Genomic DNA, 23,784 nt, shown 5'->3' on the forward strand with positions numbered 1-23,784 from the left:
GTAAAATCGCCGCGATGAGCAAGCCCCAGAATTCCTCCAAAAAAGACAAGCCCGCCAGCAGCGGCTCCCCGATACTGCGGTTCTTCGTTAAAACCGGCATCCTTTTCGCCGGCCTGTTCCTGTGCGGCGTCCTGCTCGCGGGCATGGCGCTGGCGCTCGCGTGGCCCAACCTGCCCGACCTGAACGCCATGACGGACTACCGTCCGCGGGTGCCGCTGCGCGTGTACACCGCAGACCGCGTCCTGATCGGCGAGTTCGGCGAAGAACGCCGCAACGTGCTGCGCTTCAACGAAATCCCGGACGTCATGAAATCGGCGGTCCTGGCGGCCGAGGACGACCGCTTCTACCAGCACGGCGGGATCGACTGGATGGGCGTGGTGCGGGCCGGCCTGACCAACCTGATCAACATGTCCAAGACGCAGGGCGCCAGCACGATCACCATGCAGGTCGCGCGCAACTTCTACCTGTCGTCCGAAAAGACCTATTCACGCAAGTTCTACGAACTGCTGCTGACCTTCAAGATTGAATCCGAGCTCACCAAGGACCAGATCCTCGAGCTCTACATGAACCAGATCTACCTGGGCCATCGCGCTTACGGATTTGCGGCCGCGTCTCGCACGTATTTCGGCAAGCCGCTGTCCGAAATCACGCCCGCAGAAGCCGCCATGCTGGCCGGCATCCCCAAGGCCCCCTCGCGCTTCAACCCCATCGCCAACCGCCCCCGCGCCGAACTCCGCCAGCGCTACGTGCTGGGCCGCATGCACTCGCTGGGCTACCTGACCGAACCCGAATACAAGCAGGCGATGGCGCAGCCCATCGTCATGAAGTCCGCCGAAGGCACCCCGGCCGGCGGCTATTCCATCCATGGCGAATACGTGGCCGAGCTGGCGCGCCAGCTCCTCTACAACGTGTACCAGGACAACGTGTATTCGCGCGGCATCAACATCTACACGACCGTGCAGTCCAAGGACCAGGAAGCCGCCTACCGCGCCGTGCGCGAAGGCGTGCTGGAATACACGCGCCGCGCGCCCTACCCCGGCCCGGAAGAACAGCTGGACCTGCCCGCCGGCACCGAGAACAACCCCGCCGCGCTGGACGAGTTCCTGGACGGCGTGTTCGACAAGTTCCCGGACAGCGGCGACCTGCTGACCGCGGTCGTGCTATCGGCCAGCCCCACCGAAGTGAAGCTGGCGCGCAGCTCGCGCGAAGTCATCACCGTGACGGACAAGAAGGTGCTGGGAGTCGTGGCTCGCGCGCTGAACGACAAGGCCAAGCCCGAACAGCGCATCAAGCGCGGCTCCGTGGTCTACATCCGCAAGTTCGGCGACAACTGGGAAATCATCAACTTGCCGTCGGTGCAGGCAGCCTTCGTCGCGCTGTCGCCGCAGGACGGCGCCATCCGTGCCATGGTCGGCGGCTTCGATTTCTACCGCGGCAACTTCAACCGCGTGACACAGGCATGGCGCCAGCCGGGCTCGAACATCAAGCCCTTCATCTACGCCGCCTCGCTGGAACGCGGCCTGACGCCGGGCACGCAGATCTCGGACCAGCCGTTCGAACTGACCGCCGCGCAAACCGGCTCGAAGGCCTGGAATCCCAAGAACTACGGCAACCAGTACGAGCCCATGCTGACGCTGCGCCAAGGCCTGTACAAGTCCAAGAACATGGTGTCGATCCGCATCCTGCAGGCCATCGGCCCGCAGTACGCGCAGGATTACCTGACCCGCTTCGGCTTTGACAAGGCACGCCAGCCCGCCGTGCTGCCGCTGGCGCTGGGCGCAGGTTCGGTCACGCCGCTGCAACTGGCCGGCGCGTTCTCGGTCTTCGCCAACGGCGGCTACCGCGTGACGCCTTATCTCATCGACCGCGTCACCGACAGCAGCGGCAAGGTCATCATGCAATCCAAGCCGGTCGTGGCCGGCGACGCGGCAGCCCGCGCCATCGACCCGCGCACCGCCTGGGTCATGGACGACATCCTGCGCGGCGTCACCACGTACGGCACCGCGGCGCGCGCCCGGGCGCTCCTCAAGCGCGGCGACATCGCCGGCAAGACGGGCACGACCAACGAATCCGTGGACGCCTGGTTCTCGGGCTACACGCCGACGCTGGCGGCAACCGCCTGGCTGGGCTTTGACCAGCCCAAGTCGCTGGGTTCGCGCGAAACCGGCGGTGGCGTCGCCATGCCGATCTGGGTGGACTACATGCAGAGCGTGCTGAAGGGCGTGCCGGAAGAAAAGCAGCGTCCGCGTCCGGACGGTCTGCTCGTCGAAAACGGCGAGTTCTACTTCTCGGAGTTTCCGCCGGGACAAGCCGTGGCGCGCCTCGGACTGCCCGAAGCCGACACGCTGGGTGAATTCCTGAATGGCCTGAGCAGCAGCTCCAGCGAGGACACCCGGATCAAGGTCGCGCCGGGCGTGGGGACGCAAACCACCACGCCCTGGTCGCAGAAGATTCCCTTCTGATGCAAAAAGGCCGGCCCAGTGGGCCGGCCTTTTTTTACAGCCGTATCGTCACGGGGACGCCGGCGGCAGCGGAGCAGATCTGAGACAGGGCGTCCGGCAGCTGCGGTCCTCCCCGGGTATCGTTCCAGTGCTGGCCATCAAAGCGGTAGTGGAAGCCGCCGCTGCGCGCGGCGACCCACAGCTCCTGCATGGCGGCCTGGCTGTTCACCACGACGTGGGTGTTGTCCTCGAAAACCATGGTCAGCACATTGCCGCTGCGGCTGGTTTCGACATCGACGTCGAGCGAAGCCGCCCAGTCATCGGCCTGGCTTTCGATGCTGTCCAGCACCTGGTCGATCAACGCAAGAAATTCGGTTTCGGTCATAATCGAGCCTGCAAGAATTACGGAGTTCCCAGTGTTCCAATTGGCATACAGCCGCATGGCTCTTCGCATTGTAGCCACGCTCATGGCGACCGGCATCGTGGCGGCCTGCGGGTACAAGGGGCCGCTCTCCATGCCTCCGCCCCCTGAAGGCAGCAAGGCGCCGGCCAGTACGCAGCAGACCGCGCCGCCGGTGCAGATCCCTCCGGCCCCGACCCTCCCATGACGCCACCGTTCCCCACTCCGCCAGACCTGGCCGGCCATCCCTACTTCCAGTACCGCAATAATGTGTTGTACGCCGAAGATGTGCCGCTTGACCATCTGGCCGAACGGTTGGGAACACCCCTTTACGTCTACTCCCGCGCGGCGCTGAAAGCCGCGTGGCAATCCTATTGCAGCGCCATCGGACCGCGTCCGGTGCTCGTCTGCTATGGCATGAAGGCCAACTCCAATCTGGCCGTGCTCGGCGAATTTGCGCGGTTGGGCGCCGGCTTTGACATCGTGTCCGGCGGCGAACTGCATCGCGCGCTTACCGCCGGCGCCGATGCTTCCCGCATCGTGTTCTCAGGCGTGGGCAAGCAGGCCTGGGAAATGCGCGATGCGCTGCGCGCTGGCGTAAAGTGCTTCAACGTCGAATCGGTCGACGAACTGCACCGCCTGTCCGACGTCGCGGCGCACATGGGCCTGCGCGCCCCCGTGTCGCTGCGCGTGAACCCGGACGTCGACGCCCGCACGCACCCGTACATCTCGACCGGCCTGAAGGAAAACAAATTCGGCATCGCCATCGGCGACGCGCTCGAGGCCTACCGCACCGCGCAGTCGCTGCCCGGTCTTCGGATCGTCGGCGTGGACTGCCACATCGGCTCGCAGCTCACCGACATCAGTCCCTACTTCGATGCCCTCGAAAAGCTGCTGGACCTGATCGAAAGCCTGCAACAGGCGGGCATCGCTATCGAACACCTGGACCTGGGCGGTGGACTGGGCATCCGCTACCTGGACGAGACGCCGCCTTCGCCCCGCGCCCTGCTCGACCGCGTTTTTGAACGGATGAACGCGCGCGGCCAAGGTCATCTGCAACTGGTGCTGGAACCGGGACGCTCGCTCGTCGGCAACGCCGGCGTGCTGCTCACCACCGTCCAGTACATCAAGCATGCCGAAGCCCGCAATTTCGCTATCGTCGACGCAGCCATGAACGACCTGCTGCGCCCGGCGCTCTATGACGCGTTCCATGGCGTGCAACCGCTGCACCCGCGCGCCGGCGACCCCGCCGAATACGACCTCGTCGGCCCTGTATGCGAAAGCGCCGACTGGCTCGCCAAACAGCGCCTGCTGACCATCCGCCAGGGCGACGTGCTGGCGGTGGAATCGGCCGGCGCCTACGGCGTGACCATGGCCAGCAACTACAACTCGCGCGGGCGCCCCGCCGAGGTCATGGTCGACGGCGACAAATACTATGTCGTGCGCCAGCGCGAAACCCTGGCGGACCAGCTTCGCGGCGAATCGCTGCTACCCTGAACGGGCGTCGCGCAAAAGACAAAGGCCCCTGCATGCAGGGGCCTTCGTTCGTCTGCCGGGATGTTCGCGGCGTTAAAGCTGGCCGTACGAGTGCAGGCCCGACAGGAACATGTTCACGCCCAGGAACGCAAACCCCGTGATCAACAGGCCTATCAGCGCCCAGTAGGCAGCCATCGCGCCACGCAGGCCCTTGATAAGCCGCATGTGCAGCCAGGCCGCGTAATTCAGCCAGACGATCAGCGCCCAGGTTTCCTTCGGGTCCCACTGCCAGTACGCGCCCCACGCGTCGGCCGCCCACAGCGCCCCCAAAATGGTGGCCACCGTGAAGAACGCGAACCCGATCGCGATGGCGCGATACATGATGTCGTCCAGCACTTCCAGCGAGGGTAGCGCCTCCGCGATGCGGCGGCGGCCCAGAAGAATGGCGCCCACGATCACCGCGCCCACGCCGAAGTACAGCATCCAGGTGGCCGACAAGCCATCAGAGCGGAACACCATCGGCTCGGCGCACAGCAACACGCCCAGGATGAACAGCGGCGCCAGCTTGGCCCACGACGTGGTCTGACCGTGCTGCTTGACCAGGTACGCAAAGCCCACCATCGCCGCCAGCGAGAACGTGCCGTAGCCGATGAAATTGGCGGGCACGTGCAGTTTCATCCACCAGCTTTTTAGCGCGGGCACCAGTGGCTGGATCTGTCCCGCGTCGCGCGTGAACGAATACCAGAGCAGGAACACGACGGCCGAGGTGACCACTAGCATCACAAAGCCGCCCAGCGCGCGCGTGGCGTACTTGCGTTCGTAGTACAGATAGAACAGCGCCGTGATGAGGCAAAACAGCACGAAAACTTCATACAGGTTGCTGACCGGGATATGACCCAGGTCCGGACCCATCAGATGGCCCTCGCGCCAGCGCACCAGCAGACCCGTGACGCCAGCAAACACCGCGCCCCAATTCAGCGCCGTGCCCAGCCAGGCGGCCGTCGGGCTGAAAAGGCCGATCCAGTAGCACACCATCGACAGCGCAAACAGCGCGCTCATCCAAAGAATGGCGGACTGCGAGGAAAACAGAAACTTCAGGAAGAACACCTGCTCGGCGCGGGCGAGGTCGGTGCCATAGAGCATCAGCGCCAGGCCCGACGAGATCGCACAGGCGATCATCAACCGGCGCAGCGGCCGCCACAGCCAGCCCAGCCAGGCCACCGCGGGCACCGTGCCGCACAGGATGATCTTCTCGTAGTAGTCCATCGCGTGCCCGTAGCGGGTCAGCGCGAATCCCGCGCCCGCTGCCAGCAGCAAAAAGAAGACGATGTCGGTCCAGTCGGGCTTGCCGCGTTGCGCGCGGCTGTCGCCGGTTTCGGATAAGGCGTCCTGCCAGAGCGTTTCAGGCGACGGGGGTTGCGTGGTGGTCGTCGTGGACATAAATAACCTCAGGACCCTTTTTTCTGGCGCAGCAGCGCCTGCTTGAAGCGTTCAAACTCTTGATTGAAGTCAAGTGTACGCTTCTGAGACGTCATGGCCGCCAGGACGCTGCTGCCGCCGCCTTGCGGCTTGACCCAGATCCAGACGCGACGATCGCGAATGTAAAACATGGAGAACACGCCCAGGACCAGCAGCAGGCTGCCCAGGTAGACCGTGTTTTTGCCCGGGGTGCGGCTGACCTGGAACACGCTGGCCTGCACGTGATTGAAGTCGGCCAGCGACAGGAACACCGGCGCGGGATAGACCGTCAGGTCGGACAGCGCCGCCACTGCCAGGCGCGACCACACCGCCGCGCGTTCGCCCTCCTGGCCCTCGACGGGCACGGGCGGCTGACCCGCGCGTTCGCGCGCGATGGCGCGCAATTCGTTCATGCTGGCGCCGATCAGGCGGATCACGACATCGGCCGCGCGCTCAAGATCCGGGGCGGGCGTATTGGCTTGCAGGAAAGCCGCGACGGCCTGCAGGCCGCCGGCGGCAAAGGTGTCCAGCGCGCGCTCTGCCGCGGTCTCCAGCGGTTGGCGGTCCGCGCCCGACGGGCTGTTGCGTTCGGCAAAGCGGCGGGCGGCTTCCTTGCGCGCGGCCGGATCGGCCAGGGTGGCGCGCAGGCGCATGAATTCAGCGATGGTGCTGTCGTCGTCGGCCGGAATGCGCAGATAGCGGAACGGCTCGGACGCGTTGTTGCGCACGCCGGCCAGGAACACGGCCGCGCCGTCCAGCTCGACGGGCAGCATGTAGTTCTGGAATTCGTGCGCCTGGCCCGCATCGTCGATCAGCTTGTACTCGACGCTGGGCCCGACGTTGCGCAGGTTCTCGTTCTTCTTGCCGGCCGCGCTGCCGGCAACCGATGCCACGTGTTCGGCAAAGCTCTGGTCGGCGCCTTTGGGGTCGCCCCGGGTCAGGTCTTCGACGTTGATGGGACGCATGGCCGTGATCTCGATGCCCATGCTGCGCGGGCCCTTGGCCGTCTGCGCGGTGAGCTCGCTGGTCTTGCCGACCGTGCCATCGACCGAGAACGTGGCGTCGTTGGCGCCCACCAGCGGATAACCCTTGAGCGCGACCGTGCTGCCGCCATCGTCAAAGCTCGATTGATAGACCGTCATGCCCTTGAAGCGCAGCGGTTCGTTGACCTCGATGGTGGAATCGAAGGTCTTGCCGGTGTCCGGGTCCGTGACCTCGACTTCGCTGGCGAAGCGGCTGGGCATACCGGTGGAGTAATAGTCGACGACGAACTTCTTGAGCTTGAGCGTGAAGGGCATCGGCTGCACCAGGGCGCCGTCACCCACCATCACGACCGCGGTGCTGGCCTGGCCGCCCTCGGGCACTAGGACGCTGGCACGAAAGCTCGGGTTGTTGACCGACAGGCGGCCGCTTTCCGGCACTTCGGAGATCAGCATGTTGTCGACGATGGGCTGCTTGCCGCCGAACATGACCTGCAGGCGCACCGGCAGTTCACTGTCGAGCAGGCCGCCGATACAGATGATGACCATGGCCGCGTGGGCGAACACATAACCCAGGCGGTTCGCGCTGCCCTTCTTGGCGGCCAGCAGGACGCCATCCTGGTCCTCGCGCACGCGCACCGCATACCCCATGCGGCCCAGCAGCGCCTTCAGGCCGGTCACGGTCTGCGGCACGCCGGTGGGCTCGGTGGTTTCCACGCGATGCGGGAATGCGCGCAAGCTGCCCTCGCGCACGTGCTCGCGGAATGACCGGGCGTCGCGCAGCATCTTGGGCGCATTGCGGATCAGGCACACCGAGGTCGACACGACCAGAAAGCCCATGATCAGCAGGAACCACCAGCTGTTGTAGACGTGCCAGATGGAGAACTTGTCGAACACTTCAAACCAGAACGGGCCGAACTGGTCGATGTAGTTGTTGGACGAGCGGTTCTGCTGCAGCACCGTCCCCACCAGGCTGGCCACGCAGATGAACATCAGCAGGCTGACGGCAAAACGCATCGAACCCAGAAGTTCAAAGAGATCGCCTGGCAGGCTGCGCAAAGAGGGGCGGGAGTGGGTTCGAGTCGAATTCATGAAAAAAGGGGGGCCGCGCTATCGGCTACCCCCCTCATAGACAGTGCATGACGGAACGAGGTTCCGGCACGCGCAAGTTGCATCAACGCGGACCGGCCGCGCACGTTGCGGCCGATCGTTTACCGAAGGCCGGCCGCGTAATCCGACACCGCCTTGATGTCGGCGTCCGACATGCGGTCCGCGATGGCATGCATGACGTCGTTCTTGCGGTCGCCGCTACGGAAAAGCTTCAGTTGCTCTTCGATGTACACGGGGAACTGGCCCGACAGACGGGGGTACTGACCGGGAATCCCGGCGCCATTGGCAGAATGGCATGCCGCGCAAGCCGGGACGTTGCGGTCTGGCAAACCGCCACGCCAGATCTTTTGACCTAGCTCAACCAGATTCTCATGGCCAGCCGTGGCGGGCTCTTTGAGCGGCTGCGTTGCCAGGTACAGCGCGATGTTCTGCATGTCGGCCGGCGTCAGGTTCTGCACCATGACGGTCATGGGGCTGGGATTGCCGCCCGGGCCGTTGCGAACAGGCGCTTTGGCGCCTTCCTTCACCTTGAAGTCGGCAAGCTGCTTGGCCAGGTATTCGTGCGGCTGCGCGGCCAGGTTCGGGTTCACCGGAATGGTGCTGTTACCCGCCGCGCCGTGACAGGAGGCACAGGCAATAATGCCGCGGGCCGCGTCGCCTTGGTCAAACAGCTGACCGCCCTTGGCGGCATCTGGTTTGGCCGGGCCCGCAGCGCCATTGGCGGCGAAACTCGTAGCAGAGAGGGCGGAGGCGCCGAGCAACAGCCCGCTCGCAACCAACATCCGGGACAGCACACGCTTCATGAAGACCTCGACGATCACATCGATCAAGGCGCAAAAAGGCGCCCACGCCTGCCCGCACTCGCAGTAAAACCGTATCGAACCTGTTTTGCTTGTCCTGCTTGCGATCTTTCTGCGAAGCCGCGTCAGCGCTGCCCGAAAGGGGCTTTTATCGGCTGGATGACAGCTAAACAGTAAGCAAAAAAGACGGCTCCGCGCACGGGGACCACTGTAGCAAACGCCGGATTATACAATAGGGCTCGAAACCAACCGTATCGAAAGCCATCCGTGTCCCTCCTACATCGCGCCTCCTTCCTCACTTCCGCGGCTCGCCTCGACCAGTTGCCGCCCGCCGGCGCTCCCGAGGTCTGCTTTGTCGGCCGCTCCAACGCCGGCAAGTCCACGTCCATCAACGTGCTGTGCAACCAGCGCCGCCTTGCGTTCTCCAGCAAGACGCCGGGCCGCACACGCCTGATCAACATGTTCGGCCTGCCGGACCCGCTGGACCCGGAAGCCCACATCGGCTATCTGGTCGACCTGCCCGGCTACGGCTATGCGTCCGTGGCCCGCAACGAGAAGGAAAAGTGGGCGGACATCCTGGGCGGCTACCTGCGCGACCGTGAGTCGCTCGTCGGCATCGTGCTGCTCATCGACATCCGCCGCGGCGTGACAGAACTGGACCGGCGTCTGGCGAACTTCATTGCCCCCACCGGCCGCCCGGTGCTGGCGCTGCTGACCAAGGCCGACAAGCTGCCGTACGGTCAGCGCATGCGCACCGTGTTCTCGGTCCGCAAGGACCTGGCCGACATCGGCGCGCTGCACACGATTCCCTTCTCGGCGCCCGAGCGCATCGGCCTGGAAGAAGCCGGCGCCCACATCGAAAATTGGATTTCCCCCAAGGTCGTACCATGAACCCGCAGATCATCACTCCTGAGTTTCCGGTTTCCCGCCCCCGCCGCCTGCGCCGCGACGACTTCACCCGCCGTCTGGTGCGCGAGAACGCACTGACGGTCAATGACCTGATCTACCCCGTCTTCGTGGCCGAAGGCTCCGGCCTGCGGCAGGCCGTGGCGTCCCTGCCCGGCGTGGTCCGCTATTCGCTGGACACGCTGCTGCCCGTGGCCGAAGAATGCGTGGCGCTGGGCATCCCCGTGCTGTCGCTGTTTCCCGCCATCGACCCGTCGCTGAAGACCCCGGACGGCATCGAAGCCACCAATCCCGACGGCCTGATCCCGCGCGTGGTCCGCGAGCTGAAATCGCGTTTCCCGGAACTGGGCGTGCTGTGCGATGTGGCTCTGGACCCGTACACCAGCCACGGCCAGGACGGCGTCATCGACGCGGACGGCTACGTGGTCAACGAACCCACCGTCGAGATCCTGGTCAAGCAGGCGCTCACGCAGGCTGAAGCCGGCGTCGACATGGTCGCCCCCAGCGACATGATGGACGGCCGCATCGGCGCGGTGCGTCGCGCGCTCGAGGCCAACGGCCACATCCACACGCGCATCATGGCGTATTCGGCCAAGTACGCCAGCGCGTTCTACGGCCCCTTCCGCGATGCCGTGGGCTCGGCCACCAATCTGGGCAAGTCCAACAAGATGGCTTACCAGATGGATCCGGGCAACATCGACGAGGCGCTGCGCGAAGTGGCCGGCGACCTGCAAGAAGGCGCCGACATGGTCATGGTCAAGCCGGGCATGCCTTATCTGGACGTGCTGCGCCGGGTCAAGGACACGTTCCGCGTGCCGACCTTCGCCTACCAGGTCAGCGGCGAATACGCCATGATCAAGGCGGCCGCCGCCAATGGTTGGCTGGATCACGACAAGGTCATGATGGAAGCGCTGCTGGCCTTCAAGCGCGCCGGCGCCGACGGCATCCTGACGTACTTCGCCATCGAAGCGGCCAAGCTGTTGAAAAGCCAGCGCTAGAAAGACCTCCGGGCGCGGCGGCTTTGGCCGTCTGCGCTCGGCGCCTCCCGCCGGCCAGGACGCCGGCAATCCCCCGCCATCAAGCCTTTGCGGCGGCAGCCCGCGCCGGCTGCGCGCCGCGGCGCAGTCCCAGCCACGTCCCGCCCAGCACACAGCCCAGACCGACGACATGCGTCAGCGTGACGTGCTCGTCCAGGAACAGGGCCGCGAACAGCAACCCGAAGATCGGCAGCCAGTTCACGAACAGCGCGGCGCGGCTGATCCCCAGCCGCGCGATGCCCGCGTTCCACACGATGTTGCTGATACCGGACGCGACCACCGCCGAAAACATCAGCACCGCCCAAGGCCACCATGCCATCTGCCACGTCTCAGCGTGGTACGAGGACGGCGTCAGCGCGGCATGTCCCACCAGCATCACGCCGCCGGCCAGGTACATGTACCAGAGCATCCCCAGCGGATCCATCATGCGTGACATCCGCTGGATGACGAGGCCGCCAAACACGAACACCAGCACGGCCACGAACACCACGGCATCGCCCCAGCCGGTCAACCCGAGCTGCGCGCCGCTGCCCACCACCACCATGCCGACGCCCAGGAGGCCGAGCAGCGCGCCGGCAATGCGAGTCGCCGTGAGTTTTTCTCGGTAGAAGATGGCGGCAAGAAAGGCGGACAGCAACGGACTGGTGGCCATGATCAGCGTGCCGTTGGCCGCCGACGACACGCGCAAACCCGACACCAACGCCACCTGGTGCGCATACACCACCAGAAAGCCGGCAAGCGCCACCCAGCCCAGCTGCGCGCTACCCAACTTCGGGATACGGCCGCCGCGTGCCTTGATGATGAGGGTGACGGTAATGAATGCAATGACGATCCGAACGGCGGCGAGCGCCTGGATGTCCATGTGCTGGGTCAGATACTTGATGGAGACGATGTTCAGGCCCCACGTGGCCATGACGAACATCAATTGAAGATAAATCAGACCGTTCCGGTCCTGACTTGCATCAACGGTGGGGGACGTCACGGCGCCGGCCTGGAGGGAGTGGGATGCGCCGCGCGGGCAGCGAAGCGATCATGGTATATCGCGCCCTTTCTTGATTCAACGCAAGCGTCGTCGCGTTGCGCGCATCAGACGCTGGCGCCTGCCCCGCCGCCAGCGTGCTCGTCCCTCAACGCACGAGCACGCGGTCCAGCGATTCCGTGAAGCGCTTTGCGTCTTGAAAGCCCACTACGCGCGCATCCGCGATTTCCTTACCGCCCGGCTCGAAGAACATGATGCCCGGCGGGCCGAACAGCCGGAAGCGCTTGAGCAGCGCGCGGTCGTCGGCATTGTTCGCGGTCACATCCGCCTGCACCAGCACCATGCCCGCCATGCGCTGCGCGACGCCCGGATCCGTGAAGGTGAAGCGCTCCATTTCGCGGCACGACACGCACCAGTCCGCATAGAAGTCCAGCATCACCGGCCGGGTGCTTTGCGCCAGCAGCGCGTCCAGCTCGGCATTGCTGCGCACACGCGTGAAATGGACATCGCCCGCCGCGGCGGCGCCGGCAGCCGGCGCATCGCCGCGCGCGGCCAAGTGCGACAGCGGCTGCAGCACATCGCGCCCGCCACTGGCCGCACCGACGAGCCACGCCGCGGCCGCCAGGGCAAGCAACAAGCCCAGGCCCTTGCCGAACATGCGCCCGGCGCCCACGCCTTGCGGCAAGGCGTCGAAGGCGCGCAGCATCACGGCCGACACGACAGCCAGAAACGCCCACCCCGTCATCTGGACCCAGGTGGGCACGACGGGAATCAGCATCCACCACGCGGTCGCCAGCAGCAGCATGCCGAACAACCGCTTGACGCCGTCCATCCACGGTCCGGCCTTGGGCAGCAAGGCGGACGACGACGCGCCGACGATCAACAGCGGCACGCCCATCCCCCATGCCATCGCAAACAGCGCCGATCCGCCCAGGATCACGTCCCCGGTCTGCGAGATATACAGCAAGGCGCCGGCCAGCGGCGCGGCCACGCACGGGCCGACGATCAGCGCCGACAAGGCGCCCATGACCAGGGCGCCGGTGTAGCGTCCGCCCGGCACGCGCGACGAGCGCTCGGACAGCATCGCCTGCACACTCGACGGCATCTGGAACGTGAATACATCGAACATCGCCAGCGCCAGCGCGGTCAGCAGGATGGCAAAGAGGGTCAGGATCCACGGCGTCTGCAACCAGGCCGCGAGCCCCGCGCCGCTCAGGCCGGCAGCCACGCCCAGCGCGGTGTACACCACCGACATGCCCAGCACGTAGGTGGCGGCCAAAGCCAATCCGCGTCCGCGGCTGGGCCGCTCCTGCTGCGCGCCGCCCAGCACGATGGACGACAGGATGGGGATCATGGGCAGCACGCACGGCGTGAAGGCCAGCAAGAGGCCCAGCACCAGAAACACGCCAGCCGTCTTGATCCATCCCAGGCCACCCAGCGCGTCGGCCAGGCCCGTGTCTCCGGCATTGACCAGCGCGGACAAGCCGCCGGAAGCCGCTTGCGGCGCCAACGCCCCGCCAAGCCCCGTGCCCGCCACCGTATATCCACCTGCCACGGGCGTGAGCTTCACGGTGCTGTCCATCGGCGGATAGCAAAGGCCGGCATCCGCGCAGCCCTGGCCCGTCAGCGTGAGCGTGAACGGCTGTCCGCCGGCTCCCACCGGGACGCGGATCGTCACGTCCTTGTGGAAGACTTCCATGTCCTTTTCAAAGGTCGGGTCGTACTTGACCTCGCCCTTGGGATAAACGGCCTCGCCCAACGTGGTGGCATCGGCGGGACTGATGGCAATGGCGAAGCGCTCGCGGTACATGTAATAGCCGGGCGCGACCTTGTAGTGCAGCTCCAGCGTGTCCGCGGACGCCATCTTGGCGCTGAACACGAACGCCTTTTCAGGCTCCAGGAACTCGGTATCCGCGCGCGCGGCTGCCTGCCATCCGAACAGCAGGATGGCCATCGCCAGCAGCATCAGGCAGTGCCTGAAAAAGGGGGAGGTCGCGCTCTCGGCGCGTCCGCGCGCGCCGACCGTACCGGCAAGTTGCAACATCAGTTTCTCTTGTTCTGCGTAATGGCCGTCTGCTCGCGCACCCAGTCCAGGTAGGGCGCTGCGCCGGCGATGACCGGCAGCACGATGATCTCGGGAACGTCGTAGGGATGCATTTTCGACAAGACCTGCACGACGGCGGCATGCCGCGCGTAGGTCGTCTTGATCTGGATGGGGATTTCTTCCGTCCCTTCGACCTCACCGTTCCACAGGTAGATGGACAACCCGGGCGCGCCGAGGTTCACGCACGCGGCCAGTCCGTCTTCGACGAGCACGTGCGCAATGCGTTTGGCCAGCAACAGGTCCGGCGCATTGCTGATGACCAGCACGACGTCGTCATCGCGCAACATGGAGCCTCCTTGGGATACCCGCGTGGGATGTAACTCGCGGTATTTTATCGGTATTGCGGCCACCTTCCCGGAACCGCCGCGCGCCAGGCCGCCGCGCCGCCCTCTTACACGCCGAGGCAAGCATGTCCGACAACTGCCTGTTCTGCCGCATCGCCCGTCACGAGATTCCCGCGCACGTCATCCACGAAGACGATCGCCTGCTGGCCTTCCTCGACATCCAGCCCGTGCGCCCCGGGCACACGCTCATCATTCCCAAGCAGCACTATCCCTATTACGAAGACATGCCGGCTGACCTTGCCGCCAGCATCGTCAACCTGGGCCAGCGGCTGGGCCGCCAGATGAAACGCCTGTACGGCGTCGAGCGCGTGGGATTTGCGTTCACGGGCATCCATGTCGCGCACGCGCACGCCCATGTCGTTCCGATGCATCACCCGCAGGACGTGACGTCCACGCAATACATCGAGCAGCAGGACCTGACTTTCAGGATGCCGCCTCAGCCGCCCCAGGATGTGTTGGCCGCAACAGCCGCGGAGCTGCGGGGGCAGTTGCGCGGCGGGCGCGAACGCGAGGATGCGGGCAACGCCTGATCGGTGCATCAGCGTCCCCTCGCGAATCGCAGCGCCCCATCGCGGCGCCCAAAAAAACAAGGGCGGGTCCGAAGACCCGCCCTTGTCGCTTATCTAGCTGCCGAAATTACTCGGCGCTGTCCTCAGCGGCTTCATCGACTTCCGGACGGTCAACCAGTTCCATGAAAGCCATGGGAGCGTTGTCGCCTTGACGGAAGCCCATCTTCAGCACGCGGGTGTAGCCGCCGTTACGGGCCGCGTAGCGCGGGCCGATTTCGGCAAACAGCTTCACAACCGCATCGCGATCGCGCAGACGGGCAAAAGCCAGACGCTTGTTCGCGAGCGTGGGCTCCTTGCCCAGCGTGATCAGGGGTTCGATGACGCGGCGCAATTCTTTCGCCTTCGGCAGCGTGGTCTTGATGGCTTCGTGGGTGATCAACGAAACGGCCATGTTGCGGAACATGGCAAGACGGTGACTGCTGGTGCGGTTGAGCTTACGCAAGCCATTACCGTGACGCATGATAAGTTTCCTTTGAATCTAAAGAAGGCGTTTCCGCCATCGGGTTGCCGGCTCTTCTATCAGCCTGCAATCAGGCTGCGGTCCGGTAGAAAACGGGGCATTTTACGACGATTTCGCAAACTGCCCGGCCGTGAGGCCGGGCGCTGCGGGGGACGCCCTTTTCAGGGGCGGCACCCTTTCAAGACTTACGGACGCTCCAGGCCCAGGGGCGGCCAGTTCTCGAGCTTCATGCCGAGCGTCAGGCCACGTGCAGCCAGCACTTCCTTGATCTCGTTGAGCGACTTGCGACCCAGGTTCGGGGTCTTGAGCAGCTCGTTTTCGGTACGCTGGATCAGGTCGCCGATGTAGTAGATGTTTTCGGCCTTCAGGCAGTTGGCCGAACGCACCGTCAGCTCCAGGTCGTCGACCGGACGCAGCAGCACCGGGTCGATCTGCGGCGTGCCGCGGACCGGGGCTTCGTACGAATCGCCAGCGCCTTCCAGGGCGGCGAAGACCGAGATCTGGTCCATCAGGATGCGGGCCGACTGGCGCACCGCTTCCTCGGGCGAGATCACGCCGTTGGTTTCGATGTCCAGGACCAGCTTGTCCAGGTCGGTGCGTTGTTCAACGCGGGCGCTTTCAACGGCGTAGCTCACGCGGCGGACCGGGCTGAACGAAGCGTCCAGAACGATGCGGCCGATGGTGTGGGTGCGGTCTTCCGACAGCGCGCGCACGTTGCCCGGCACGTAGCCGCGGCCCTTTTCGACCTTGATCTGCATTTCCAGCTTGCCTGCTTCCGTCAGGTTGCAGATGGCGTGGCCGGGGTTGATGATCTCGACGTCGTGCGGCAGCTCGATGTCGCTGGCCAGCACCGTGCCAGCGCCGGACTTGCGCAGAACCAGCGTCACTTCGTCGCGGTTGTGCAGCTTGAAGACCACGCCCTTCAGGTTCAGCAGGATGTCGACGACATCTTCGCGAACGCCCGGGATGGTCGAGTATTCGTGCACCACGCCCGTCATCTGGACTTCGGTCGGCGCGTAGCCGGTCATCGAAGACAGCAGGATGCGGCGCAGGGCGTTGCCCAGCGTGTGACCGTAGCCACGCTCGAACGGCTCCATCACGATCTTGGCATGGTGCGTGCCGACCGGTTCGACTTCAATGGAGCGCGGCTTCAGGAAACCTTGAGTGGACATTTACTGTGTTCCTTTTCAATACCCTCGGCTCGTTACACCGATAAGGCTGATGGACAGGGTGAGACTTGATGCTCAAACCATGGGCGGCGCAAAAACGCTGCCCGATACTTACCGCAAAGCCCGCTCCACCAAATGGCGAAAGCGGGCTGCTGCGGGACTTGCTAACGGGTCAACCGGGTCGCGTGACCAGCTTGCCAGCACCTTGCGAAGGAGGCGCCGGCAGGCGTGATTAACGCGAGTACAGTTCGACGACCATCGATTCGTTGATGTCGCGAGCGACATCAGCGCGATCGGGGGCCGACTTGAACGTGCCGGTCAGCTTGGCCGCGTCGACTTCCACCCACTGGGGGATGCCGATGCTGGTGGCCAGGTCGAGCGATTCCTTGATACGGCCTTGCTTCTTGGCCTTTTCACGAACCGAGACGACGTCGCCAGCCTTGACCAGCATCGAAGCGATGTCAGCCGTGTGGCCGTTCAGTTCGATGGCGCGGTGGCTCACCAGCTGGCGAGCTTCGGCGCGCGTCGAGCCGAAGCCCATGCGGTAGACGACGTTGTCCAGACGCGATTCCAGCAGCTGGATCAGCGTTTCGCCGGTGTTGCCACGGCGACGCTCGGCTTCAGCGAAGTACTTGCGGAATTGCTTTTCCAGCACGCCGTACATGCGCTTCAGCTTTTGCTTTTCGCGCAGCTGCAGGCCGTAGTCGGAAGTGCGGGCACCCGAAGTGCGGCCGTGTTGGCCAGGCTTGGAATCCAGCTTGCACTTGGAATCCAGCGAGCGGCGGGCGCTCTTCAGGAACAGGTCAGTACCCTCGCGGCGCGAGAGCTTGCATTTGGGTCCAATATAACGTGCCATGTGGATTCCCTTTAGATACGACGACGCTTCGGCGGACGGCAGCCGTTGTGCGGAACGGGCGTGATGTCGGCGATGGACGAAATCTTGATGCCCAGCGCGTTCAACGCACGGACCGACGACTCGCGGCCAGGACCGGGGCCCTTGATGCGGACTTCCAGCGTCTTGATGCCGTACTCGAGCGCAACGCGGCCAGCCGTTTCAGCGGCAACCTGCGCGGCAAACGGGGTCGACTTGCGCGAACCCTTGAAGCCAGCACCGCCCGACGTGGCCCACGACAGTGCGTTGCCCTGACGATCGGTGATGGTGATGATGGTGTTGTTGAACGAAGCGTGAACGTGCGCGATGCCGTCCGAGACGTTCTTCTTGACCTTTTTGCGCACGCGCGAAGCGCCGCTGGTGGAAGCTTTCGCCATAATCCTGTTCCTCGATTATTTCTTCAGGGACGCAGCAGCACGACGCGGGCCCTTACGGGTCCGGGCGTTGGTGCGAGTGCGCTGGCCGCGCACGGGCAAACCGCGCTTGTGACGCATACCGCGGTAGGTTCCCAGGTCGATCAAACGCTTGATCGAGAGCTGTACTTCACGACGCAGGTCGCCTTCAACCGTGAACAAACCAACATGTTCGCGGACGCGTTCCAATTCAGCGTCGCTCAGATCCTTGACCTTTTTGTCAAAGGGTACGTTTGCCGCTTCGCAAATCTTGCGAGCGCGCGTACGACCGATGCCAAAAATGGCGGTCAGGCCGATCTCGGCGTGCTGTTGCGGCGGAATGTTAATGCCAGCAATACGGGCCATGACTGTTCCTTGAATAAATCCGTTGCGTAGTCGCTAACCCGAGTTAGCCTTGACGCTGCTTGTGACGCGGGTCGGTGCAGATAACGCGCACCACGCCGTGACGTTTGATAACTTTGCAGTTGCGGCAGATCCGCTTAACCGATGCCATTACTTTCATGGTTGACTCCTAATTTTCCGTAATCCGGTTTCGCTCACTTGGAGCGGAAAACAATCCTGGCTCGCGTCAGGTCATAGGGCGTGAGCTCCACTGTGACCTTGTCACCCGGCAGGATCCGGATGTAATGCATACGCATCTTGCCGGAAATATGGCCCAACACCACGTGGCCGTTTTCGAGCTTGACGCGAAATGTCGCGTTCGGGAGGTTCTCAAGAACCTCACCTTGCATCTGAATGACGTCGTCCTTGGACATTCTTTTGCTTACCGCATCGGCAAACCCGCGCCCTTGAAGTTGGCCTTCTTGAGCAACGAGTCGTACTGGTGAGACATCATGTAGGCCTGAACCTGCGCCATGAAATCCATCGTCACCACCACAATGATCAACAGAGACGTACCACCGAAGTAGAAGGGAACGTTCCAGCGCATCACCAAGAATTCCGGCAACAGGCACACCAACGTGATGTAGATGGCACCTGCGAGCGTCAAACGCATCAGGATCTTGTCGATGTAGCGCGCCGTTTGCTCGCCCGGACGGATGCCCGGAACAAACGCACCACTCTTCTTCAGGTTGTCCGCCGTTTCGCGGCTGTTGAAAACCAGAGCCGTGTAGAAAAAGCAGAAGAAAATAATCGCGACCGAGTACAGCGTGATGTAGAGCGGTTGACGAGGCGACAGGGCCGCAGCCAGGTCGCTAAGCCAGCGCATGTTCTCGCTGCTGGAGAACCAGCTCGTGATCGTGGCCGGGAACAGAATGATCGACGACGCGAAGATCGGCGGAATCACCCCTGCCATGTTCAGCTTCAGCGGCAAATGCGAGCTTTGACCACCGTAGACCTTGTTGCCGACCTGACGCTTGGCGTAGTTCACCGTGATCTTGCGCTGTCCGCGTTCCACGAACACCACAAAAGCGGTAACCAGCACCACCAGAGCCACGATGAACAGTGCCGAAAGCACAGACATCGCGTTGGTGCGGACCAGGTCCAACAGTGCAGCCAGCGCCGCGGGAAGACCCGCCACGATACCTGCGAAGATCAGGATGGAAATCCCGTTGCCCAGACCGCGTTCCGTGATCTGCTCACCCAGCCACATGACGAACATGGTGCCAGTGACCAAAGTCACGACGGTCGTGAAGCGGAACAGCATGCCCGGATCGATCACCAGTCCCTGCTGAGACTCCAACGCCACCGAAATGCCCACGGCTTGCACCAGCGCCAGCACGACCGTGCCGTAGCGGGTGTATTGGGTAATCTTCCGACGGCCGGATTCGCCCTCTTTCTTGAGCGCTTCCAGCGACGGCACCACCACCGACATCAACTGCATGATGATGGATGCCGAAATGTACGGCATGATCCCCAGGGCAAAAATCGAGAAACGCGAGAGCGCTCCGCCCGAGAACATGTTGAACAGGCCCAGGATCCCGCCCTGGTTCTGACGGAACAAGTCCGCCAGCGCGTCCGGGTTGATACCCGGAACCGGGATGTGTGTACCCAAACGGTAAACCACCAGGGCGAGCACCAGGAACACCAGACGGCGCTTCAGATCGCCGTATCGTGCTCCGGATTTGCCCAATGCCTGCGCGTTAGCCACTCGTCACCTCTGATCAAGCAAGCGAGCCGCCCGCGGCTTCGATGGCGGCGCGAGCGCCGGCCGTCGCGGTAATGCCCTTGAGCACGACCTTGCGCGAGAGTTCACCAGACTTGATGACCTTGGCGTAACGAACCGCCTGGCCAATCACGCCGGCCGCCTTCAGCGCTTGCACATCGATGTCATCGATGGGCAGGGCCTGGAGGTCCGACAAGAGAACTTGTGCATACAGGTGTTGACCCAGCGGGGTGAAACCACGCTTGGGCAGGCGACGTTGCAGCGGCATTTGACCGCCTTCGAAGCCAACCTTGTGGAAACCGCCCGAGCGCGACTTCTGACCCTTGTGACCACGGCCGGCGGTCTTACCCAGACCCGAACCGATGCCACGGCCGACGCGGCGCTTGGCGTGCTTGGAGCCCTCGGCGGGCTTCAGCGTATTAAGTTGCATATCCGACATGGTGATTCCTTAGGCTTCCGAGACGGAAACGAGATAATCCACCTTACGGATCATCCCACGCACCTCGGGCGTATCGACCAGCACGCGGCTGCTGTTGATGCGGCCCAAGCCCAAACCGCGAACCGTATCACGGTGCGATTGCTTGGTACCGATCACCGAGCGCACGAGGGTCACTTTGATCTGCTTCTGAGCCATGATTTACCCCAGGATCTCTTCGACCGTCTTGCCGCGCTTGGCAGCAACATCGGCCGGGGTCAGGGAGGCGCGCAGGCCGTTCAACGTGGCGCGAACCATGTTGTAGGGGTTGCTCGAGCCCAGGCTCTTGGCAACCACGTTACGCACACCCATCACTTCGAAAATAGCGCGCATCGGGCCGCCGGCGATAACGCCAGTACCTTCAGCAGCGGGCGAAATCAGCACGGTAGCGGCGCCATGCTTGCCGACCACGGTGTGGTGCAGCGTGCCGTTCTTCAGAGCGACCTTGAACATGCCGCGACGGGCCTGTTCCATAGCCTTCTGAACGGACACCGGCACTTCACGCGCCTTGCCCTTACCCATGCCGATGCGGCCATCGCCATCGCCAACCACGGTCAGCGCGGCAAAGCTCATGGTGCGACCACCCTTGACCACTTTGCTCACGCGGTTGACCGCGATCATCTTTTCGCGGAGGCCGTCATCGTTCTCTTTTTCCGCGGCGTTCTTGCCTTGTACTTTAGCCATTTGACAGATCCTCGCTTAGAACTTCAGGCCGGCTTCACGCGCGGCATCGGCCAGCGCCTTGACGCGGCCATGGTAACGAAAGCCCGAGCGATCGAAAGCGACCAGTTCGATACCGGCAGCCTTGGCCTTTTCGGCCACGCGCTTGCCAACCAGCGTCGCAGCGGCTTTGTTGCCACCCTGACCGGTTTGGCCGGCCAGTTGCGCACGCACTTCGGCTTCCACCGTCGAGGCGCTGACCAGAACGCGATCGCCTTCCGGCGAAATGATGTTGGCGTAGATGTGCTGGTTCGAGCGGAAAATCGAGAGGCGATGAACGCGCAGCTCGTTGATCTTCCGGCGAGTCGGAACCGCACGACGCAAACGGGAAACTTTTTTGTCCATGATTCGTCCTTGCGTGCGCCGTTATTTCTTCTTGGTTTCTTTGATGACGACGCGTTCGTCCGAGTAACGCACGCCCTTGCCCTTGTAGGGTTCGGGTTCGCGGTACGCGCGGATTTCAGCGGCCACCTGACCGACGACTTGCTTGTTGGAGCCCTTGATGACGATTTCCGTCTGGGTGGGGCATTCGGCCTTGATACCGGCCGGCAACTGATGCAAAACGTCGTGCGAGAAACCGAGCTGCAGCTTAACGGCGTCGCCTTGAACCGAGGCGCGGTAACCCACGCCGACCAGGTTCAGCTTGCGCTCGAATCCCTTGCTCACGCCGTTGACCATGTTGGCCACGAGCGCGCGCACGGTGCCCGACATGGCGTTGGCGTGACGGGAATCGTTGGCAGCGGCAAACGTGAGCTTGCCACCGTCCAGCGAGATCGTGACGTCGCCAGTCAGGGGTTGGGTCAGGGAGCCCAGCGGGCCCTTGACAGTGATCTGATCCTGCTTGATGTCAGCTTCGACACCCTTGGGCAGTTCGACCGGATACTTAGCGATACGTGACATTCGAATTTCTCCTTAGGCCACGTAGCACAGCACTTCGCCGCCGACGCCGTTGGCGCGAGCCTTACGGTCGGTCATGACGCCGCGCGAGGTCGAAACGATAGCCACGCCCAGGCCGTTCATGACCTGAGGAATGCTGGTACGGCCCTTGTAGATACGCAGACCAGGGCGCGAGACGCGTTCGATGCGCTCGATGACCGGGCGGCCAGCGTAGTACTTCAGGGTGATCTCGAGCTCAGGCTTGGCCTGGGTGCCCTTGATTTCAAAGCTGTCGATGTAGCCTTCGTCTTTCAGCACAGCGGCAATAGCCGCCTTCAGCTTCGAGGAGGGCATGCTCACCGTAACTTTGTCCACTTGCTGCGCATTGCGAATGCGGGTCAGCATATCGGCGATGGGATCGCTCATGCTCATATTGTTTCTCCTACCAGCTGGCCTTGGTGATGCCGGGGATTTCACCCTTCATCGCCATTTCACGCAGTTTGTGGCGCGTCAGGCCGAACTTGCGGAACACGCCGCGAGGACGACCGGTGACCACGCAGCGGTTGCGTTGACGCGTCGGGTTGGCATTGCGCGGCAGCTGTTGCAGCTTGAGCCGAGCTTGGTAACGTTCTTCGTCGGTCTTCGACTGGTCGTCGATGATCGCCTTCAACTCAGCGCGCTTGGCAGCGAACTTGTCAGCCAGCTTGGCGCGCTTGATGTCGCGATTGATGAGGGAAAGTTTAGCCACGTCATCAGCCCCTTAGTTACGGAACGGGAAGCTGAAGGCCGTCAACAGCGCCTTGGCTTCTTCGTCGGTCTTGGCGGAGGTGGTGATGCTGATGTTCAGCCCACGCAGCGCGTCGATCTTGTCGTACTCGATTTCGGGGAAAATGATCTGCTCTTTCACCCCGATGTTGTAGTTGCCACGGCCGTCGAACGCACGACCCGAGATACCGCGGAAGTCGCGCACGCGAGGCAGCGCAACCGCCACCAGGCGATCCAGGAATTCGTACATGCGTTGACCACGCAGCGTGACCATGCAACCAATCGGGTAGTTTTCGCGGATCTTGAAACCGGCGATAGCCTTCTTGGTCTTCGTCACGACGGGCTTCTGGCCGGCGATCTTGGTCAGATCCGACACAGCGTGCTCGATGACTTTCTTGTCGGAGACCGCTTCCGAGACACCCATGTTCAGGGTGATCTTGGTGATGCGCGGCACTTCCATTGCGCTCTTGTAGCCAAACTTGGCCTGCAGGTCGCCAGCGACCTTGCTCTTGTAGAAATCTTGCAAACGAGACATGTCTATCGCCCCTTACGCCTTGGCGCCGACAACGGCACCATTGGAACGGAACACGCGGACCTTGCGACCTTCGACTTCTTGAACGCCCACGCGGTCGCCACGACCGGTTGCGGGGTTGAAGAGCGCCACATTCGAGATGTGGATCGGCATGGTCTTTTCGACAATCCCGCCCGGGTTGTTAGCCATCGGGTTGGCTTTCACGTGCTTCTTGGCAACGTTGACGCCTTCGACCAGAACGTGGTCGGCACCAACGCGGGCCAGCACCGTGCCACGACGCTTCTTGTCGCGGCCGGTCAGGACGATGACTTCGTCGCCTTTACGAATGTTGTTCATCGTAGGGCTCCTTACAGCACTTCCGGGGCCAGCGACACGATCTTCATGAACTTCTCGGTACGCAGTTCACGCGTAACGGGTCCGAAGATGCGGGTGCCGATAGGCTCCAGCTTGGCGTTGAGCAACACGGCGGCATTGCCACCGAAACGAATCAGCGAACCGTCTTTACGGCGCACGCCCTTGGCGGTACGAACCACCACGGCATTGTAAATTTCGCCTTTCTTGACGCGTCCGCGCGGAGCCGCATCTTTGACGCTCACCTTGATGATGTCGCCGATACCGGCATAACGGCGCTTGGAGCCACCGAGCACCTTAATGCACATGACATGACGCGCACCAGTGTTATCGGCCACGTCCAGCGTGGTCTGCATTTGGATCATGATTTTTCCTGTTCCAACTTAACTGGAAATACGGTTTTCCCAACAAGGGAACACTGCA

Annotated in this window: 31 protein-coding genes; 6 read left to right on the top strand and 25 right to left on the bottom strand. The window is 63.3% G+C overall.

Features of this window, described 5'->3' with window-relative positions; all coding sequences use genetic code 11:
* Window positions 1–14: 14 nt before the first annotated feature.
* Window positions 15–2,462 (top strand): penicillin-binding protein 1A, encoded by a 2,448-nt coding sequence (locus HV681_RS20470; RefSeq protein WP_175124770.1) that lies wholly within the window; start codon window positions 15–17, stop codon window positions 2,460–2,462.
* Between the two features lie 34 nt (window positions 2,463–2,496).
* Here HV681_RS20470 and cyaY read toward each other — a convergent pair whose 3' ends face one another.
* Window positions 2,497–2,826, bottom strand: coding sequence for an iron donor protein CyaY (cyaY, locus tag HV681_RS20475; RefSeq protein ID WP_175124771.1), 330 nt, complete (start codon window positions 2,824–2,826; stop codon window positions 2,497–2,499).
* A 55-nt stretch (window positions 2,827–2,881) separates the two neighbouring features.
* Between cyaY and lptM the strand changes: the two genes are divergently transcribed.
* Together lptM and lysA are read left to right on the top strand one after the other, a co-directional pair.
* Window positions 2,882–3,049: an LPS translocon maturation chaperone LptM gene (gene lptM, locus HV681_RS27920; protein WP_239216358.1), complete on the top strand. Its 168-nt coding sequence runs from the start codon at window positions 2,882–2,884 to the stop codon at window positions 3,047–3,049.
* Window positions 3,046–4,338: a diaminopimelate decarboxylase gene (gene lysA / locus HV681_RS20485; RefSeq protein WP_175124773.1), complete on the top strand. Its 1,293-nt coding sequence runs from the start codon at window positions 3,046–3,048 to the stop codon at window positions 4,336–4,338. Before lptM ends, lysA begins: the two co-directional genes overlap by 4 nt.
* 72 nt (window positions 4,339–4,410) lie before the next feature.
* Here the strand turns inward: lysA and ccsB are convergent, their stop codons facing one another.
* From ccsB to HV681_RS20500, 3 genes are all read right to left on the bottom strand, one after another.
* A complete protein-coding gene (gene ccsB, locus HV681_RS20490) occupies window positions 4,411–5,757 on the bottom strand; it encodes a c-type cytochrome biogenesis protein CcsB (protein ID WP_175124774.1) in 1,347 nt (448 codons plus the stop codon).
* An 8-nt stretch (window positions 5,758–5,765) separates the two neighbouring features.
* A complete protein-coding gene (locus HV681_RS20495) occupies window positions 5,766–7,847 on the bottom strand; it encodes a cytochrome c biogenesis protein ResB (RefSeq protein ID WP_175124775.1) in 2,082 nt (693 codons plus the stop codon).
* Between the two features lie 119 nt (window positions 7,848–7,966).
* The gene (locus HV681_RS20500) at window positions 7,967–8,668 is read right to left on the bottom strand and encodes a c-type cytochrome (protein WP_175124857.1); all 702 of its coding nucleotides are present in this window, start codon (window positions 8,666–8,668) and stop codon (window positions 7,967–7,969) included.
* A 264-nt stretch (window positions 8,669–8,932) separates the two neighbouring features.
* Between HV681_RS20500 and yihA the strand changes: the two genes are divergently transcribed.
* Together yihA and hemB are read left to right on the top strand one after the other, a co-directional pair.
* Window positions 8,933–9,556 carry a ribosome biogenesis GTP-binding protein YihA/YsxC gene (gene yihA / locus HV681_RS20505; RefSeq protein ID WP_056571052.1) on the top strand — a complete coding sequence of 208 codons (624 nt, stop codon included), beginning with the start codon at window positions 8,933–8,935 and terminating at the stop codon, window positions 9,554–9,556.
* Window positions 9,553–10,569 (top strand): porphobilinogen synthase, encoded by a 1,017-nt coding sequence (hemB, locus tag HV681_RS20510; protein WP_175124776.1) that lies wholly within the window; start codon window positions 9,553–9,555, stop codon window positions 10,567–10,569. Before yihA ends, hemB begins: the two co-directional genes overlap by 4 nt.
* 79 nt (window positions 10,570–10,648) lie before the next feature.
* Here hemB and HV681_RS20515 read toward each other — a convergent pair whose 3' ends face one another.
* The 3 genes from HV681_RS20515 to cutA all read right to left on the bottom strand — a co-directional run bounded on the left by HV681_RS20515 (window position 10,649) and on the right by cutA (window position 13,978).
* On the bottom strand, window positions 10,649–11,530 hold the full coding sequence (locus HV681_RS20515) for a DMT family transporter (RefSeq protein ID WP_175124858.1): 882 nt from the start codon (window positions 11,528–11,530) through the stop codon (window positions 10,649–10,651).
* 205 nt (window positions 11,531–11,735) lie between these two features.
* Complete coding sequence (gene dsbD / locus HV681_RS20520) at window positions 11,736–13,631, bottom strand: protein-disulfide reductase DsbD (RefSeq protein WP_175124777.1); 1,896 nt, start codon at window positions 13,629–13,631, stop codon at window positions 11,736–11,738.
* Window positions 13,631–13,978 carry a divalent-cation tolerance protein CutA gene (gene cutA, locus HV681_RS20525; protein WP_175124778.1) on the bottom strand — a complete coding sequence of 116 codons (348 nt, stop codon included), beginning with the start codon at window positions 13,976–13,978 and terminating at the stop codon, window positions 13,631–13,633. Before cutA ends, dsbD begins: the two co-directional genes overlap by 1 nt.
* Window positions 13,979–14,100: 122 nt before the next feature.
* Here cutA and HV681_RS20530 point away from each other — a divergent pair, with 122 nt between their 5' ends.
* Window positions 14,101–14,565, top strand: a complete 465-nt coding sequence (locus HV681_RS20530; RefSeq protein WP_175124779.1) for an HIT family protein — start codon at window positions 14,101–14,103, stop codon at window positions 14,563–14,565.
* A gap of 106 nt (window positions 14,566–14,671) precedes the next feature.
* Here the strand turns inward: HV681_RS20530 and rplQ are convergent, their stop codons facing one another.
* The 18 genes from rplQ to rplN all read right to left on the bottom strand — a co-directional run bounded on the left by rplQ (window position 14,672) and on the right by rplN (window position 23,726).
* Window positions 14,672–15,064: a 50S ribosomal protein L17 gene (gene rplQ / locus HV681_RS20535; protein WP_006389635.1), complete on the bottom strand. Its 393-nt coding sequence runs from the start codon at window positions 15,062–15,064 to the stop codon at window positions 14,672–14,674.
* A gap of 185 nt (window positions 15,065–15,249) precedes the next feature.
* Window positions 15,250–16,236: a DNA-directed RNA polymerase subunit alpha gene (locus tag HV681_RS20540; RefSeq protein ID WP_008169002.1), complete on the bottom strand. Its 987-nt coding sequence runs from the start codon at window positions 16,234–16,236 to the stop codon at window positions 15,250–15,252.
* Between the two features lie 229 nt (window positions 16,237–16,465).
* Window positions 16,466–17,089, bottom strand: a complete 624-nt coding sequence (gene rpsD, locus HV681_RS20545; protein ID WP_175124780.1) for a 30S ribosomal protein S4 — start codon at window positions 17,087–17,089, stop codon at window positions 16,466–16,468.
* 11 nt (window positions 17,090–17,100) lie between these two features.
* A complete protein-coding gene (rpsK, locus tag HV681_RS20550; protein ID WP_006216516.1) occupies window positions 17,101–17,502 on the bottom strand; it encodes a 30S ribosomal protein S11 in 402 nt (133 codons plus the stop codon).
* Window positions 17,503–17,517: 15 nt separating this feature from the next.
* Window positions 17,518–17,883, bottom strand: coding sequence for a 30S ribosomal protein S13 (gene rpsM, locus HV681_RS20555; protein WP_008168996.1), 366 nt, complete (start codon window positions 17,881–17,883; stop codon window positions 17,518–17,520).
* A 43-nt stretch (window positions 17,884–17,926) separates the two neighbouring features.
* Window positions 17,927–18,040 carry a 50S ribosomal protein L36 gene (gene rpmJ / locus HV681_RS20560; RefSeq protein WP_003806928.1) on the bottom strand — a complete coding sequence of 38 codons (114 nt, stop codon included), beginning with the start codon at window positions 18,038–18,040 and terminating at the stop codon, window positions 17,927–17,929.
* Window positions 18,041–18,074: 34 nt separating this feature from the next.
* Complete coding sequence (infA, locus tag HV681_RS20565; protein ID WP_003806927.1) at window positions 18,075–18,293, bottom strand: translation initiation factor IF-1; 219 nt, start codon at window positions 18,291–18,293, stop codon at window positions 18,075–18,077.
* 8 nt (window positions 18,294–18,301) lie between these two features.
* Complete coding sequence (secY, locus tag HV681_RS20570) at window positions 18,302–19,627, bottom strand: preprotein translocase subunit SecY (protein WP_056327063.1); 1,326 nt, start codon at window positions 19,625–19,627, stop codon at window positions 18,302–18,304.
* Between the two features lie 13 nt (window positions 19,628–19,640).
* Window positions 19,641–20,081, bottom strand: coding sequence for a 50S ribosomal protein L15 (gene rplO, locus HV681_RS20575; protein WP_175124781.1), 441 nt, complete (start codon window positions 20,079–20,081; stop codon window positions 19,641–19,643).
* A 9-nt stretch (window positions 20,082–20,090) separates the two neighbouring features.
* Window positions 20,091–20,276 carry a 50S ribosomal protein L30 gene (rpmD, locus tag HV681_RS20580; RefSeq protein WP_006216520.1) on the bottom strand — a complete coding sequence of 62 codons (186 nt, stop codon included), beginning with the start codon at window positions 20,274–20,276 and terminating at the stop codon, window positions 20,091–20,093.
* Window positions 20,277–20,279: 3 nt separating this feature from the next.
* Window positions 20,280–20,801 (bottom strand): 30S ribosomal protein S5, encoded by a 522-nt coding sequence (gene rpsE, locus HV681_RS20585; RefSeq protein WP_008168987.1) that lies wholly within the window; start codon window positions 20,799–20,801, stop codon window positions 20,280–20,282.
* A gap of 15 nt (window positions 20,802–20,816) precedes the next feature.
* Window positions 20,817–21,182, bottom strand: a complete 366-nt coding sequence (gene rplR / locus HV681_RS20590; RefSeq protein ID WP_008168985.1) for a 50S ribosomal protein L18 — start codon at window positions 21,180–21,182, stop codon at window positions 20,817–20,819.
* A gap of 21 nt (window positions 21,183–21,203) precedes the next feature.
* Window positions 21,204–21,737, bottom strand: a complete 534-nt coding sequence (rplF, locus tag HV681_RS20595) for a 50S ribosomal protein L6 (RefSeq protein ID WP_062838799.1) — start codon at window positions 21,735–21,737, stop codon at window positions 21,204–21,206.
* 12 nt (window positions 21,738–21,749) lie between these two features.
* On the bottom strand, window positions 21,750–22,145 hold the full coding sequence (gene rpsH / locus HV681_RS20600; protein ID WP_006216525.1) for a 30S ribosomal protein S8: 396 nt from the start codon (window positions 22,143–22,145) through the stop codon (window positions 21,750–21,752).
* A 10-nt stretch (window positions 22,146–22,155) separates the two neighbouring features.
* Window positions 22,156–22,461, bottom strand: a complete 306-nt coding sequence (gene rpsN, locus HV681_RS20605; protein WP_006216527.1) for a 30S ribosomal protein S14 — start codon at window positions 22,459–22,461, stop codon at window positions 22,156–22,158.
* A 12-nt stretch (window positions 22,462–22,473) separates the two neighbouring features.
* Window positions 22,474–23,013: a 50S ribosomal protein L5 gene (rplE, locus tag HV681_RS20610; RefSeq protein WP_008168978.1), complete on the bottom strand. Its 540-nt coding sequence runs from the start codon at window positions 23,011–23,013 to the stop codon at window positions 22,474–22,476.
* A 12-nt stretch (window positions 23,014–23,025) separates the two neighbouring features.
* Window positions 23,026–23,346, bottom strand: a complete 321-nt coding sequence (gene rplX, locus HV681_RS20615; RefSeq protein WP_008168975.1) for a 50S ribosomal protein L24 — start codon at window positions 23,344–23,346, stop codon at window positions 23,026–23,028.
* An 11-nt stretch (window positions 23,347–23,357) separates the two neighbouring features.
* On the bottom strand, window positions 23,358–23,726 hold the full coding sequence (rplN, locus tag HV681_RS20620; protein WP_006216531.1) for a 50S ribosomal protein L14: 369 nt from the start codon (window positions 23,724–23,726) through the stop codon (window positions 23,358–23,360).
* Window positions 23,727–23,784 lie beyond the last annotated feature (58 nt).

Source organism: Achromobacter animicus (genome assembly GCF_902859585.1).
Lineage (GTDB): Bacteria > Pseudomonadota > Gammaproteobacteria > Burkholderiales > Burkholderiaceae_B > Achromobacter > Achromobacter animicus.